Genomic DNA, 15,776 nt, shown 5'->3' on the forward strand with positions numbered 1-15,776 from the left:
TTGTTATGCTCCTTGAAAAATCCGTGTCCTATGCAGATGACGTACGCCCCAAGGCGTTACTTCATCTGCTCCTTCATGCTGTTGAGCTGCACCGCGTACGCGATCGCCATCGTGATCACGGCCATCGTGATCGCCAAGGCGGCGGCGTAGTTCGACTGGTTGCCCGCGAAGCTCAGGTTGTACGCGTACATGTTCGGCGTGTAATACGTGGTGATCGAGTTGCCAGGCACCATGTTCTGCAGAATGCTCGGCTCGTTGAACAGCTGGAACGAGCCGATGATCGAGAAGATCACCGTGATCGCGAGCGATCCCTTCAATTCGGGCAGCTTGATGGACTTGATGATCTGCCATTCGCTCGCGCCGTCAATGCTGGCGGCCTCGTACAGCGAGTGCGGGATCGTGGACAGCGAGCTGTAGAAGATCAGCATGTTGTAGCCCGTGAACTCCCAGGTCACGATGTTGCCGATCGAAGCGAGCAGCACGCTTGGGCTCAGCACGTCGAGGTTCGTGCCCAACCAGTCGTTCAGGGAGCCGACCAGACCGTATTTCGCGCCGTACATGAAGCCCCACACCAAAGTCGACACCACGGCCGGCACCGCGTACGGCAGGAACGTGCTGATGCGGAAGAACTTCGCGCCGTGCAGCTTCATGGAATCCAAAGCCAAAGCCATCGCCGCCGACAGGAACAGCATGATCGGCACCTGCACGCAGGTGAACAGCGCGACCCTGCCGACTGAGCTCCAGAACTGCTGGTCGTGGAACAGACGAATGTAGTTGCTGATTCCCACGAACTTCGTGCCGCCGATCATCTGCTTCTGGAAGAAGCTGATGTAGACCGCGTACAGGATCGGGATCACGAACACGAACACGAACACCAACGCGAACGGCCACATAAACTTCCAACCACGCCAATCCGCCTTGTGTTTATTGACACGCACGGTTGCCGAATGCAGTGGCATATTGGCAACAACTTCCGTTGCTGACATCATTCTCTCCTTCGAGACATTTTTTGATTGTTTTTGATTGCCGCGCAAAGATTTCCGAGTGTGAAACAGGTGTGGATGGGAAAGCATCCCTTTCGCGCCTGTACTTTCACTCCACGGTGGAGCCTTGATGAATCGCACCCCGATCGTTGGACTGAAGAAATTCAGATTTCGATGATCGGGCGGTACGGTTCATGCCTTCGAGGACACCCGATGGTATTCTTTTTCCTTTCTTTCTATTGAACGGCAGTGGCATGATCCTTGCTTTTGGCGCCCTTGCTTGTAGTCTGCATCTTAAAACCGAAGGATTATGACTGACAAATAATTTCGATGATTTCGACGATTTCAATAATCAAGGCACTCACCAGAACAGGCACGCGCGATTGTATCGTGTGAGGGCCTACGAAGTTGATGGTTCAGCGCATGATAGCTGAACCGCCGGGGTTGCAATTTGGCACATATTCCAGGCAATTTGTTGATAGAAATATATAGCAGAGCTGTTATTGGCGACATCGCTGTTGATTTACGTTGTAGGTTTTTCCGGTCTGTGTTGACTTCTTAGTAAAGCGTTGAAGTGTCCGATCATATGACGATGTATGTGCTTTTAGACGCGGCACATTCCTCGGGACAGCACTATATTCGCTAATGTGACTTTCTCGTTCTTTAGACAATGGATCATCAATTGTGTTGGCCGTTGCGTGATGCAGCCGCGCGTGTCTGTTATGGTGAGTGCCTTGATTATTGAAATCGTCGAAATCATCGAAATTATTTGTCAGTCATAATCCTTCGGTTTTAAGATGCAGACTACAAGCAAGGGCGCCAAAAGCAAGGATCATGCCACTGCTGCTCAATAGAAAGAAGGGAAACAATGAGGTTCTCATTAGGAAAAATAATTGCTCTCTGCGGTGCTGCGGCGATGGTTGTTCCATTGGCAGCGTGTGGAACAACTCAGTCGGAAACTCCCGATGGGAGCGGTAAGACGGTTGTTAATGTCTGGGCTTGGGATAACAATCTTAAAGCTAATGCTAAGGTTTTCATGAAGAAAAACCCTAACATTGTCATCAAATTTACCAATGCCGGTAGTGGTAAAGATGAATACAAAGCTCTGAATAATGCTTTGGAAGCTGGCAGTGGAATTCCGGATATAGCCATGATTGAATATTATGCGATTCCTGAGTATGTAATTAAGGGCTCTCTTAAAAATCTGAATGACTATGGGACTGCCAAATATAAGGATTTCTACACCCCAGGTACTTGGAATGCAGTGAATTTCAATGGCGGTATGTATGGTATGCCAGTCGACTCTGGACCAATGGCTTTTTACTATGACAAAGAGGTATTTGACAAAGCTGGCATTTCTGAGCCGCCAAGTACTTGGGATGAGTTCTATCAAGATGCAAAGAAGATTAAGCAGATTGGTTCATATATTACTAATGATCCAGGGAACGCCGGATTCTTCAATGCAATGGTCTGGCAAGCAGGTGGACACCCATATTCCACATCTAAAGACGGCACTAAGGTTACCGTCAAACTCACTACTGATAAAGGAGTGCAGAAATTCTGTGACTTCTGGCAAAAGATGATTGATGAAGGACTAATCGAAACGAAGACAAAAGATAGTTCTGATGATTGGTATCGTTCAGTTGGTTCCGGAGAATTTGCGAGCGTGATATCTGCTGCATGGGCTCCCGGCATGTTTTTAAACAATGCTTCGGAGGGTGCTGGAAAGTGGCGAATTGCTCAAATGCCAACGTGGAACGTCGGCGAGAAGGTAAGTTCTGAGTACGGCGGCTCCTCCCTTGCCCTGATGTCGTCATCCAAGAATGCGGATGCTGCGTACAAGTTTATGGAATTTGCCAGCACTAATTCTGATGCCATCATGTCCCGTGTGGACCAAGGTGGTTTTCCTGCTGATTTGAAGACCATGTCTAACGATAAATTCCTTAGCCAGACTACTATGGTGAACTCCGATGGAGACACGGTGGATTATTTTGGCGGTGAGAAGTTCAATGCTGAATTCGCCGAGGCTGCGAAGCGTGTCACATCTAAGTTCGAATTTCTGCCCTATGACGTTTATGCGCGAAGCGTTTTCACCGACACTGTCGGGGCGGCTTACACGGGACAGACCACAATGAAGGAAGGTGTGAAGGCTTGGCAGGACAAGCTCGTTGAGCAAGGAAAGAGCCAAGGCTTTACTGTGAACGAATAAGGATAACAATGGCTGGAATCAAGGACGTGGCGGCTCTCGCAGGAGTTTCCATAAGCACGGTTTCCTATGTGATGACAGGGAAACGTCCCATAGGGGCAAATACCCGTCGGAGAGTATTGCAAGCTGCGCGGGAACTTGGTTACTTGGCGAAAAACGGTGGTCCAGCTCCGTTGAGTGGTGAGACTCATTTCGTCGCGCTGAGTTCGCCCGTCCATGATTCCACCAGCTATACCAATTATTGTGCTTATTTTCTAAATTTTCTCAAAGCGGCCAGGCAACTTGGCTATGAAACGTTGCTGTTGACTGAGGAAACAGGAGATGAGCAGCTTCGCTCTATCATCGATACTGGGATGGTGGATGGTGTCGCTCTTATGGATGTGACTATGAATGATCCCCGAATTGAATTAGCTCAGCTTTCAAGTATTCCGGTCATTTCTATTGGACATCCTATGAATGAAATAAATGTGCCATGCATTGATACCGATTTTATTGAAATGGGTGAAATGATCATGCAAACGCTTTGTCGTAATGGGCACAGCAGAATTCTGTTTGCAGGGGGGAAGGAGATTGATTACGAACGAAATGGAGGTGCAAATTACCTCATTCGACTCAGGACATCAATGCATGATGCTGCTGCGCGATACAAGATTCATATAGATGAAGAGTTTACCGACGAGGATGATTTCGATGCTGCCGAAAACCTACTTGAGAGGTTCATCTCGAGTGAGAACACAGCAATTGTGACTCAAGGCGGCCCATTGTTCCTTAATAATCTTGTTGCTGCGACGCGGCAGCGTGGAATGAAGATTCCTCAAGATCTTTCGCTGATTTCAGCGGGAACATATACAGATTCCATAGGCAAGCGTCTGAGGATAGATGAATTTCCCTTAATGCCAGCAGAGTTGTGTCAACTGGGCATGAGCATGCTTGTTCGGCTTATGGATGGAACTCTAAAGGGAAAGGAAAAAGCAACATTGATTCATCCCGTATATAGGCAACGTGGATCCATAGCATCGCGTTGATGAAGAACTTGATTTAATAAGGAAACAAGATATGACTGATTTCAATCGTTCCGTCCTTCCCGACGCCGTGCGTTCCAACGGCGCGACCCCGAACCCGTGGTGGGCCAACGCGGTGGTCTACCAGATCTACCCGCGTTCCTTCCAGGATTCCAACGGCGACGGCGTCGGCGATCTGAAGGGCATCACCAGCCGTCTCGACTACCTCGCCGACCTCGGCGTGGACGTGCTGTGGCTCTCCCCGGTCTACAGGTCGCCGCAGGACGACAACGGCTACGACATCTCCGACTATCAGGATATCGATCCGCTGTTCGGCACGCTCGACGACATGGACGAGCTGCTCGCCGAGGCGCACAGGCGCGGTCTGAAGATCGTGATGGATCTGGTGGTCAACCACACGTCCGACGAGCATGCCTGGTTCCAGGCCTCCCGCGACAAGGACGACCCGCATGCCGACTGGTATTGGTGGCGTCCAGCCAGGCCGGGCCATGAGCCGGGCACTCCGGGCGCCGAGCCGAACCAGTGGGGTTCCTATTTCGGCGGTTCCGCCTGGCAGTACGATCCGAAGCGCGGCGAATACTACCTCCACCAGTTCTCCAGGAAGCAGCCGGATTTGAATTGGGAGAATCCGGAAGTGCGCAAGGCCGTCTACAAGATGATGAATTGGTGGATGGACCGCGGCATCGACGGCTTCCGCATGGACGTGATCACCTTGATCTCGAAATATCTCGATAGCCACGGACGGCTGCCCGGAGAGGTCGACTCGGAATTATCCGAAGGAGAGATAGGCGAAGAGGGATACACGAACGCGAGCCCGTTCTGTTCCGATGGTCCGCGGCTCGATGAATTCCTCGCTGAAATGCGCCGTGAGGTGTTCGAGGGCCGTGAGGGCTACATGAACGTCGGCGAGGCGCCGGGCATCACTCCGGCCCGCAACGAGTTTATTACCAATCCGGCCCACAAGGAACTCGACATGCTGTTCCTGTTCGACCACGTCAGTGTCGATCAATCCCCCGAATCAAAATGGGATACACACGCTTTTGCTCCTAAAAAACTTCAAGATAGAATGAGCAGACAGCAGGAGGCCGTGAGGGACGCCGGCTGGGCCAGCCTGTTCTTCTGCAACCACGACCAGCCCCGCGTCGTCTCCCGCTGGGGCGACGACACCGACCGCGAGTCGCGCGAGCTGAGCGCCAAGGCGTTCGGCATGCTGCTGCACATGCACCGCGGCACCCCGTACATTTACGAGGGCGAGGAGCTGGGCATGACCAACGCCCACTTCACCAGGCTGGACCAGTACCGCGACCTGGAGGCCGTCAACGCCTACCGTCAGCGCGTGGAGGAGGCGAAATGCCAGTCGCCGGAATCGATGATGGCGGCCCTCGCGCTCATCGGACGCGACAATTCGCGCACGCCGATGCAGTGGGACGCCTCCAGGTACGCCGGCTTCACCGCGCCCGACGCGGCGACGGAACCGTGGATCGGCGTGAACCCGAACCATGTGGAGATCAACGCCGCCGAGGAGTTCGACGATCCGGATTCCGTGTACACGTTCTACAAGAAGCTCATCGCCATGCGTCACAACAATGCGACCGTCGCGGTAGGCGAGTGGAATCTGCTGGACGCCGACGATGAGCAGGTGTATGCCTTCACCCGTACCGGCGGCGACGATACGATTCTTGTTGTCGTCAACCTCACCGGTAGGACGGCGCGGGTGCCGGCGGAGGTCGCGCGGTTGCTCGGAAATGGCGTGGACGAGTCGCAGGTGCTGCTCAGCACCTATGATGCCGTGCATGGCGTGAGGTCGATCGCTCGTGGCGAACTCGCTCGTTGGGAGGGAGTCGCGATTCAGCTCTGATCGACTCAAGCTGACTTCATGTTCACACTCGACCTTACCCTGGTTGAGTGTGGACATGAAGTCAATGTCAGGGGCGTGGCTATCTCCCAGAGTGGCGTCTCTTAATGGGGAAGTCGATGTCCGTCAAATGTGAATTGGAGAACACTGGCTGGTGCGGGGCCGTCTAATTTACTTGCTTTACAACGTTACTATATGTCTGCTCAGCTCTATTTGAGTTTCGCAGGCTCGTGCCGCTCATGGTGTCCTCGCTTTCCTGTGTGGAGTCGATACATATTGTAGTTTGCCGCGATGCAAGCGGATGCTTCGTTGTGTATTTATTGTCAATAAGCATTACTAAATACTGTTGCGGGATGTAAATGTAAGCATTTCTGTCTTTTGTGAATACCCTATATTTGGCTAGATTGCAACTTTTTGACATTGTTTGTAGCTTATGTAGGAATTAAATGTAAGGGAACTTGACAAAAAGAAATCGCGTATGTATGCTGTGACTATCCGGCGCAAGAAGGTGCCGGAATAATCTCACGAAGGAGAGAGATATGCGATCCCACACTCAGCGTTTGATGGTTTGCGCAGCTTCTTTCGCGGCTCTGTGCATGGGTCTTGCAGGATGCGGTTCCAATACGGCCGGCACCGGCGGGGATTCCGGGGAGGTCGTCCACCTCACCTACATGCATCGTCTTCCGGATTCCGAAGGTATGACCTTGGTCAAAGACATTGTTGCCAAGTGGAACAAGGATCATCCGAACATTCAGGTCAAGGCCACCAAGTTCGATGGCGCCGCACAAGACATGATCAAGAAGCTTGAAACCGATGTCAAGGCCGGCAATGCTCCGGATCTTGCACAGGTCGGCTACGCTGAAGTGCCTGAGGTGTTCACTAAGGGCTTGCTCGAAGACGTGACCGAAGAGGCCGCGAAGTACAAGAGCGACTTCGCCGAAGGCCCATATTCCATGATGCAGGTTGACGGCAAGACCTACGGCCTGCCACAAGATACCGGTCCGCTTGTGTACTTCTACAACCAGAAGGCTTTCGATGAGCTGGGCATCAAGGTTCCCAAAACCAAGGATGAGCTGATCGAAGCGGCAAAGACCGCAGCCGCGTCCGGCAAGTACATTATGGATTACGAAGCCGATGAGGCCGGCAACATCTTCGCAGGTTTGGCAAATGCTTCCGACCCGTGGTACACGGTCAAGAATGACGCTTGGGTGGTCAACACTAACGGCAGCGGTTCTAAGGCTGTGGCCGAAACCTTCCAGGAGCTGATCGACAACAAGGCCACGCTGACCAACCCGCGTTGGGTGCCGTCGTTCGACGCATCCCTGCAAGATGGCACGCTGATCGGCAACATCGGCGCCGCTTGGGAGGCTCCGCTATTCATGGACTCCGCAGGAGACACCGGTAAGGGTGACTGGCGTGTCGCCCAGGTCGGCGATTGGTTTGACAATGGCACCAAGACCGGCCCTGACGGTGGTTCTGGCGTCGCAGTGCTCAAGGGCTGCGAGCACAAGGCCGAAGCCATGGAATTCCTCGACTGGTTCAACACTCAGGTTGAGGATCTGACCTCCCAGGGTCTGATCGTGGCAGCCTCCACCGAAGCCGCGAAGACCCCTGAATCCTGGAACGAATTCTACGGTGGCCAGGACGTGATGAAGGAATTCGCTACTGCCAACGACAACATGGTCGCATTCAACTACATGCCGGGCTACTCCGCGGTCGCCGCAGCTATGCAGGAAGCCGCCGACAAGGCAACCGACGGTTCCGGTAAGGTGGCGGACGTGTTCCCTGTGGCACAGAAGACCTCCATCAACACCCTCAAGAACTACGGTCTGTCTGTAGCGAAGTGATCGACGTATGGAGTCAGAGATCACCCGCTCTGATTCCATAACCCTTCCAACAACGGTGTGGAGCCAACGCGGCACACGGCTTCGCACCGTTGTTCATAACATTCCTTACGAATATTCCTCCCCGTGAATATTCCCTATGAATCGATCTAGCTGATTCGACGGAGCGGCTGAAACTGGCACTCCTCTCCCGTGACGAAGATTTGGATACGGCGATTCGAACTGTGAAAGATGCCACCAACGATGAGTGGCATCCGATGCGAAAGATAGGTACATCATGACTGCAACAACGCAAGCGGCGAAACCAAAGCGCACTGAAGCGCAACGCCGCGAGAATCGAACAGGATGGGCGTTCATGGCGCCATTCGGCATACTGTTCGCCATCGTATTCATCATCCCGATTTTCTATGCCATCTACTCCAGTTTCTTCCGTCAGGTCACCGAAGGCGGTGGCGCTTACGGCGGCGGCGAATTGGTGAATAAATTCGTAGGGTTCCAGAATTTCGAATATGTGCTTACGTCCGGCGATTTCTGGTCCGGTGTGGGCAGGGTGCTGATCTACACCCTCATTCAGGTTCCGTTGATGATTGTCATCGCGCTGGCTTTGGCGATGGTCATCGATTCGTTCGTGGTCAAGCACATCACGGGCTTCCGTCTCGGCTACTTCCTGCCGTACGCCATTCCAGGTGTGGTTGCATCCATCATTTGGGTGTACCTGTATAACGGTCAGATTTCGCCGATTGTCAAAGGTCTTGCGGCCATCGGAATAAACGTTGATTTCTTCAGCAAGAACATTGTGCTCGCCTCCATGGCAAACATCACCACATGGACGTTCACCGGCTACAACATGCTGATCTTCTTGGCCGCACTGCAAGCCATTCCACATGAACTGTACGAAGCCGCACGCATCGACGGCGCAAGCGGATGGCAGATCTCCATGCGCATCAAACTGCCGAACGTGCGTTCCGCGGCACTGCTGTCCATGTTGCTGTCCATCGTCGGCACAATCCAGCTATTCAACGAACCGCAGATCATGCAGACCGCCGATCCAGGCATTTCCAAAACCTATACGCCAATGATGATGGCCATGAACACATCCCAAGGCACACTGACCCCAGGCGGCGACGGACCTGCATCGGCGGTCGCCATCGTTATGGCACTGATCGCAGGCATTCTCGCCATGGTCTACGCACTGGTCGAGAGGAAGGCGAACGAGCAATGAGCACCGCAGTCGAAACAAGAAAAGACGAACGCGCCCGCAGAAAGGCGGAACGCATGATGGAGAAGCAGCGTGAAGCAGCCGAGCATGATCTGCCACGCTCCATGCGCCCATCGCCGATTGCCAAAACCATTACCGTAATCGTGCTCGTCGTAGCACTCATCTACTTCCTGTTCCCGATCTACTGGGCTATCATCGCATCCACCAAAACCCCATCGCAGCTGACTAGCAGCAACGGATTGTGGTTTGCCGTCGGACTTGACCAGATTCCCGACGCCATCGCCACCAACTATTCGAAGCTCATGGGATGGACCCGTGGTCAATTCTGGCGTTGGGTGCTGAATTCCCTGATTTACTCCGGAGTTTCCGCACTGATCGGCACAATCATTTCGGTGATGGCCGGCTACGCCACCGCAAAATTCAACTTCCGAGGTAAGGTCATCGCCATCGGCGTGGTCATGGGATGCATGCTGATGCCGGTCGCACTACTCACCATTCCGCAGTACTCCATTTTCCACGCACTGCACCTGACCAACACCATGCTGGCGATCATCATCCCGTGTTGCGTTTCGCCATTCGGCTTCTTCTTAGGGCGCGTATACGCGCAAACCTCCGTGCCGAACGAACTCTTGGAAGCGGCACGCATCGACGGTGCCGGTGAAGCAAGAATCTTCTTCACCATCGTGCTCCGCCTGCTCGCCCCAGCCATGGTGACCATCTTCCTGTTCCTCTTCGTAGGAACGTGGAACAACTTCCTGCTGCCGTTGATGATGGTTTCCTCCGATACCCTCAAGCCGGTTACGCTCGGCCTGTACGGCATGGTATCGCTCGCCACCTTCAACGATCGCGGATCGCTGATGATGGGCGCACTGCTCGGCGTGCTGCCGGTGATCGTGCTCTTCCTCGGTCTGCAGCGCTACTGGCAGGCAGGTCTTGCGGCAGGCGCGGTCAAGGGCTGATCAGGTATCCATCTAACTCCGTGCGTGGCGTAAATGCTGCGCACGGGTGCCCGGAGCAACGGAACAACCGCAATCCGGGCACCTATCCTATTTCAGGCAGGTATATGCAATGGACGCAAAACTGCATCGCAATAATCGTGAGCAAGGATGCATCGGTATCGACATCGGCGGCACAAAAATCGAAGGTGTGCTGCTCGACGCAACAGACCGCGTCGTCGACGTTTGCCGTATGCCATCGCATTCCGGCGAAAACAACGTTGTAACCGACATCGTGCGCGTCGCACGTACACTCTCCAACGAACCGTTGCCCATCGGCATTGGCATTCCAGGACAGGTGAACTGCGCAACTGGACAGGTGCGCAACGTTGTCAATCTCGGCATCGAAACCTTGGAACTCGGCGAACGCATCAGTGAGATTATGCACGTTCCGGTTCACGTAGAAAACGATGTGAACGCGGCTGCGGTCGGAGCCACGGAATTCGTGGAACACGTAGACGGCAACGCAACCGTGGTGTTCCTCAACTTCGGCACCGGCCTGGCCGCAGGGATCGTACGCGACGGGCAAGCCGAACACGGGTACAGCGGATGCATCGGCGAAATTGGGCATCTTCCCATCGACCCGAATGGATTCGCATGCCCCTGCGGACAGCGAGGATGCTTGGAAACCGTGGCATCCGGCGGAGCCGTGGCAAAACTCTGGCCCTCCGCAAACCCGCCCATGCCTGACCTCATCCGCAAAGCGCGGCAAGGAGACGAGCATGCCAACGACGTGCTCGGCAAAGTGGCGCACGGCATGGGGGACGTCATCCAAATCGTCGCCCAAGCCTATGATCCGCAACGTATCATCATCGGCGGAGGCATGGCGAAAACCGGCAATGATCTGATCGAAGTCATTCAAGCCGAATTGAGCCGCAGGGCAGAAGGTTGCCGATTCCTGAACACACTCGACATCGCATCGAAAATCAGAATCGCAGCGGTCGATAAACCAATCGGCGCAATCGGTGCTGCGCTCGCAGCAAAACGAGCATAGCTGGGAAACCAAACAATGTAAGCGACGTGCAACAAGTCGCAGGTAATCGCACAATAATCCGCGTAAAACGGCGAATTCAGAAAGCTGAAAGGCAAATCGATGACAAATGAGAATACCCGCGAATGGGCGATCATTCCCGAACCGAACAGCATGACGGTCGGCGAAGGCGTGGTATCGCTGCCCTACGCGGGTCGTGTGAACGAATCCATTGCAATTGGCGATGGTGATTATCTGCTTGCACATCAGCTTGTTGCCGACATACGTTCCGTGACAGGGCTTGATTGGGATTACGCGACGGGTTGTATGTGGCCTGGATTCATCAGCTTGCATATTGCGGATTCGGGCGCGGCGGAAGAAGATGGCATTCCCGGTGCATATACGCTGACTATCGATACTGACGGTATTGCGATTACCGGTTACGATTTCGAAGGTGTGCGCAACGGTGTGCAGACCCTGCGTCAACTCATACGGCAAAACGGTGCCGTGCTGCCAGTACTGCAGATCGAAGATGCTCCCGCATATCAGATCAGGGGATATTACTTGGATGCGACGCGCGGTCGTGTGCCAACGCTCGCATGGCTCAAACAGTGGGCCGACAAACTCTGCCTTTACAAATACAACCAATTGCAGCTTTACATCGAGCATACGTTCGCATTCGACGGCATGAGTGAAACGTGGCGTGGTTCAAGCCCGCTCACGCCGGCAGACATACTTGAATTCGACCAATACTGTGCGAACCTTGGCATCGAACTCGTGCCGTCAGTCTCCACGTTCGGTCACCAATACGTTGCGATGCGCACGCAGGAACTGCGCGAACTCGGCGAATTCCCCGAAGGCGCAGACCGGCCGTTCAGCTTCATCGAACGCATGAGGCACCACACGCTCAACGTCGCCGACGATCGAGCCTTCGCATTCTCCACGCAACTGGTCGATTCGTACCTGCAACTTTTCCGCACGAAACGATTCAATATCTGCGCCGACGAAACCTTCGACCTCGGCAAAGGCAAGTCGAAGCAGGAAGCTCAACGCGTAGGCGTCGCAACGTTGTACGCAACATACGTGGGCAAACTCTGCGAACACCTTTCCCAGCAAGGCCATGAGCCCATGTTTTGGGGAGACATCGCCATTGAAATGCCGGAAATTCTCGAAACCCTGCCAAACAACGTCACCCTGCTGAACTGGCAGTACGAACCGAAAGCGACCGACGAGAAAATCCAACTTGTGGCGAAAGCCGGAGCCAAACAAATCGTATGCCCGGCCGTATGGGGGTGGAATGCGCTGCTCCCTCGCGTCGACGACGCGTGGAACAACATTGCACGCATCGCACGATACGGCCGCGACTGCGGTGCGGAAGGCATGCTCGTCACCGATTGGGGCGATTTTGGGCATGTCAACGATCCGCGCATGGCCGTGCCTGGCATGATATTCGGTGCGCAATATGCGTGGAATCCAACAGAAAATATTGTTGGAGATACTGACGAAAATAGTGCCGAAAATGATTTGCTCGCGCGTATTTCGCGCGTCGAATATGACGATTGCAGCGCACGGTTCGTCACATTGCTCCGTAGCGCTTCCGCGCAAGCCGTATTCACTTGGCGTGAGCTTGTGGAATATCTCGAATTGGATGATGGTACGGGAAATTGCAATACCGATGTTGCGCAAACTATCCCATGCTTGACCGAGCGTCTTGCCAATCAGGGAAACGCATTGACTTTGCGTGAGGCGCGCGATCGCATGATGCGCAATATGGCAACGACAATCGAACGAATTCCGCAAGCCAATCGTAAGCTGCAGCAATGCATGGTTGAAATTGCGCCGATTATGGCGCATATAGGAAAGCCGGGCATTGCAGCTGCCGTGCGTATCGCCATGGAAGGCCAGCTGTTGCTCAATCGAGTGGGATTCGCGCTCGCCGGCGCGCATGACGTGCGTGATGCGCATGACGTTGACGATCAGCAGCCCTCCGACTGCTGCGCGCTGGCACGCGATCTCGAATGCTGGTGCGAGGCCTATGCGAAGGAATGGGCTGTGACGAGTCAACCATCGGAACTGCATCGCATTCAGGAAACCGTGTGGAAAGCGGCCGACGAGTTGCGGCGAATCAGCAAATAAATCATCAAACAAATTCTCAAGTAATCAGCAAACGAAAACGCCAATCCAAGTTCAATGAAAGGAACATCATGACCGAAGTCATCATCGTGAAAAACGAGCGCGAAGCGGGCGATATTTACGGCCGTTCAGTCGCCGATCTCATCAAAACCAAGCCGAATGCGGTATTGGGTCTGGCAACTGGATCCAGTCCGCTCGCCGCATACCAGTCGCTCGCACGCATTGTACACAGCGAGCATATTGACGTATCGCAGGTGCGCGGTTTCGCATTGGACGAATACTTGGGATTGCCACTTGATCACCCGCAGTCGTACCATTCCACCATTCACCGCACTGTTGTGGAACCGCTTGGACTGAACCCTGATTTGGTGCACGTGCCTGGTGACGTGCTTGACGGGGCGCCGCTGAGCGACGGCGAACGCATTGCGGCTGCCGGACCTGCCTACGACAGGGCAATTGAAGAGGCTGGTGGCATCGACGTGCAGATTCTGGGCATTGGTACGGATGGGCATGTCGGTTTCAACGAGCCGGGATCATCGCTTGCTTCCGGCACGCGTGTCAAAACGCTGGTTGAACAGACACGCATCGACAACGCTCGATTCTTTGACGACGACATCAACAAGGTGCCTACGCATTGCATCACGCAGGGCATTGGTACGATTCTCAAGGCTCGTCACTTGGTGCTGCTTGCCTTCGGATCAGGCAAGGCTGAAGCTGTGGCCGAAACGGTGGAGGGTGGTGTGAGCGCGTTCTGCCCGGCGTCCGCGTTGCAAATGCATCCGCACGCCACCATTATTGTGGACGAAGAGGCTGCGAGCCGCCTACGTCACAAGGACTATTACCGTTACGCCTACGCTCACAAGCCCTCTTGGCAGCACATCTGATTGCTGCTCTGCAGTCGGTGTCCGCTAGCGTCCGGATTCTTCCATTCGCTGGAATATTCTGGACGCTTTTCGGCCTGTCATCGGGATGATTCTTCCACTCACTGGAAGTTTTTGGACAGTACGAGGGTATTTCGCCGTCCGGATTCTTCCAGTGACTGGAGGAATTGGGACTCTGAGGTGGCTGTTAGCGGGAGGATTTCTCCACCGACTGGAGGTTTTTGGACGCTGATGGGCTTGTCGGCGGGGCAATTCTTCCACTGACTGGAAGAATTGGATGCTAATTGAGGAATATGGCTGGAAGTGAGTCGGAAGGTTTGAATATGGAACAGTCTCGGGAGCGTTTTGCGAATGAGGTGGACATTGCGTTGGCGCAGTCGGCCCGCCCGTTTGCGATTCACAATGCGCGCAAAGTCGATGCGCGAGGTGTTGCGGAACATTATTGGATAGTTTCCGATGGTAGTGCGATTATCGCGACTGGTAATCGGGACGATGATTTTGCTGCGGCTTGCGCAAGCGTCGGTTTGGATGCGGAGGCTGCAGTTGGTGCCGATGCTGATTCCGGTTCGGTCAGTTCGGCTGGTTCCGGAAATTCCATGACCGGTTCGACCGGTTCCGTAACCGACGCTGCAGGCTGCATGATGACTCCCGGTTACGTCGACATTCATGCGCACGGTTCGTGGGGGAGCTCCTTCGATGATGGCGTGCAAGGCATACGCACGGCTCGCGCAGGTCATATGATGCACGGCACCACCCGCCAAGTGCTCAGTTTGATCACCAATCCGCTTGATGTGATGTGCGCCAATCTTCAAACCGTGCGTGGCATGATGAATGCTCGCCCTGACATTCTTGGCGCGCATTTGGAAGGTCCGTTCCTCGCGTTGTCTCGCAAAGGTGCGCATGATCCGGAATGCTTGAAGGATCCGGTTCCCGAATATGTTGATCGTCTTTTGCAAGCGGCAGACGGCTGTTTGCGGCAGATTACCATTGCGCCCGAATTGCCTCACGGTATTGATGCGATTCGTCGTTTTGCAGCGGCCGGAGTGGTTCCTGCGGTAGGGCATTGCGATGCCGATTATGCGACCGCTCGCAAGGGTTTTAATGCGGGTGCTGGCATTATGACGCACATGTTCAACGCGATGAATGGCTTGCATCATCGTAAGCCAGGTCCGATTCCGGCTGCCGTTGAAGATCCGCGCGTCACTATCGAGCTGATCAATGATGGTTTTCATGTGCAGGATCCGATGGTGCGTTTGGGATTCGGTTTCGCACCGCATCGCACGGCATTCGTAACCGATGCCATGGCTGCCACCGATTGCCCGGATGGTCATTATTTGCTGGGTGCGTTGGATGTGGATGTGATTGATGGTCACGCTCGGCTCGTGTCGAATGGTGCGATTGCCGGTTCCACGCTGACATTGGAAAAGGCTGTTCAGCGTGCGGTGCTCGAATTAGGATTCGCGCCCACCGACGCAGTGGAAGCCGCCACATTGACTCCGGCCAAAGCATTCGGTTTCGACCGTGCGAACCCGGTCACCAAGAAGCCGCTCGGTCTGCTAGCCCCCGGCTACGCTGCCGATGTGCTTCTGCTCGACCCCGCCACTTGTTCCGTCTCTCACGTCTGGTGCGCCGCCCACCCTCTTCGTTGAGGCGTGATTGTTGAAACGT

Annotated in this window: 11 protein-coding genes; 10 read left to right on the forward strand and 1 reads right to left on the reverse strand. The window is 54.2% G+C overall.

Features of this window, described 5'->3' with window-relative positions:
* Positions 1-56: 56 nt before the first annotated feature.
* Entirely contained in the window at positions 57-986 is a 930-nt protein-coding gene (locus tag CE153_RS08160; RefSeq protein ID WP_374110568.1) for a carbohydrate ABC transporter permease, read from the reverse strand.
* A gap of 865 nt (positions 987-1,851) precedes the next feature.
* Here CE153_RS08160 and CE153_RS08165 point away from each other — a divergent pair.
* The 10 genes from CE153_RS08165 (at position 1,852) to CE153_RS08210 (ending at position 15,757) form a co-directional block, all read left to right on the forward strand.
* Positions 1,852-3,192 (forward strand): ABC transporter substrate-binding protein, encoded by a 1,341-nt coding sequence (locus tag CE153_RS08165; RefSeq protein WP_099571543.1) that lies wholly within the window; start codon positions 1,852-1,854, stop codon positions 3,190-3,192.
* An 8-nt stretch (positions 3,193-3,200) separates the two neighbouring features.
* Positions 3,201-4,214 carry a LacI family DNA-binding transcriptional regulator gene (locus tag CE153_RS08170; protein ID WP_039199446.1) on the forward strand — a complete coding sequence of 338 codons (1,014 nt, stop codon included), beginning with the start codon at positions 3,201-3,203 and terminating at the stop codon, positions 4,212-4,214.
* Positions 4,215-4,245: 31 nt separating this feature from the next.
* Entirely contained in the window at positions 4,246-6,069 is a 1,824-nt protein-coding gene (locus tag CE153_RS08175) for a glycoside hydrolase family 13 protein (RefSeq protein ID WP_099595835.1), read from the forward strand.
* A gap of 536 nt (positions 6,070-6,605) precedes the next feature.
* Positions 6,606-7,913 (forward strand): ABC transporter substrate-binding protein, encoded by a 1,308-nt coding sequence (locus tag CE153_RS08180; RefSeq protein WP_099595836.1) that lies wholly within the window; start codon positions 6,606-6,608, stop codon positions 7,911-7,913.
* Between the two features lie 274 nt (positions 7,914-8,187).
* The gene (locus tag CE153_RS08185; protein WP_072043673.1) at positions 8,188-9,132 is read left to right on the forward strand and encodes a carbohydrate ABC transporter permease; all 945 of its coding nucleotides are present in this window, start codon (positions 8,188-8,190) and stop codon (positions 9,130-9,132) included.
* Complete coding sequence (locus CE153_RS08190) at positions 9,129-10,088, forward strand: carbohydrate ABC transporter permease (RefSeq protein ID WP_099595837.1); 960 nt, start codon at positions 9,129-9,131, stop codon at positions 10,086-10,088. The genes CE153_RS08185 and CE153_RS08190 overlap by 4 nt, the downstream gene beginning before the upstream one ends.
* Before the next feature lie 109 nt (positions 10,089-10,197).
* Positions 10,198-11,118: an ROK family protein gene (locus CE153_RS08195; protein WP_099595838.1), complete on the forward strand. Its 921-nt coding sequence runs from the start codon at positions 10,198-10,200 to the stop codon at positions 11,116-11,118.
* Between the two features lie 99 nt (positions 11,119-11,217).
* Positions 11,218-13,230: a beta-N-acetylhexosaminidase gene (locus tag CE153_RS08200; protein WP_099595839.1), complete on the forward strand. Its 2,013-nt coding sequence runs from the start codon at positions 11,218-11,220 to the stop codon at positions 13,228-13,230.
* 68 nt (positions 13,231-13,298) lie between these two features.
* Entirely contained in the window at positions 13,299-14,111 is an 813-nt protein-coding gene (nagB, locus tag CE153_RS08205; protein ID WP_099571539.1) for a glucosamine-6-phosphate deaminase, read from the forward strand.
* Between the two features lie 290 nt (positions 14,112-14,401).
* On the forward strand, positions 14,402-15,757 hold the full coding sequence (locus CE153_RS08210) for an N-acetylglucosamine-6-phosphate deacetylase (protein WP_099595840.1): 1,356 nt from the start codon (positions 14,402-14,404) through the stop codon (positions 15,755-15,757).
* The last annotated feature ends 19 nt before the right edge of the window (positions 15,758-15,776 follow it).

The organism is Bifidobacterium sp. N4G05 (assembly GCF_002742445.1).
Taxonomy (GTDB): Bacteria; Actinomycetota; Actinomycetes; order Actinomycetales; family Bifidobacteriaceae; genus Bifidobacterium; species Bifidobacterium hominis.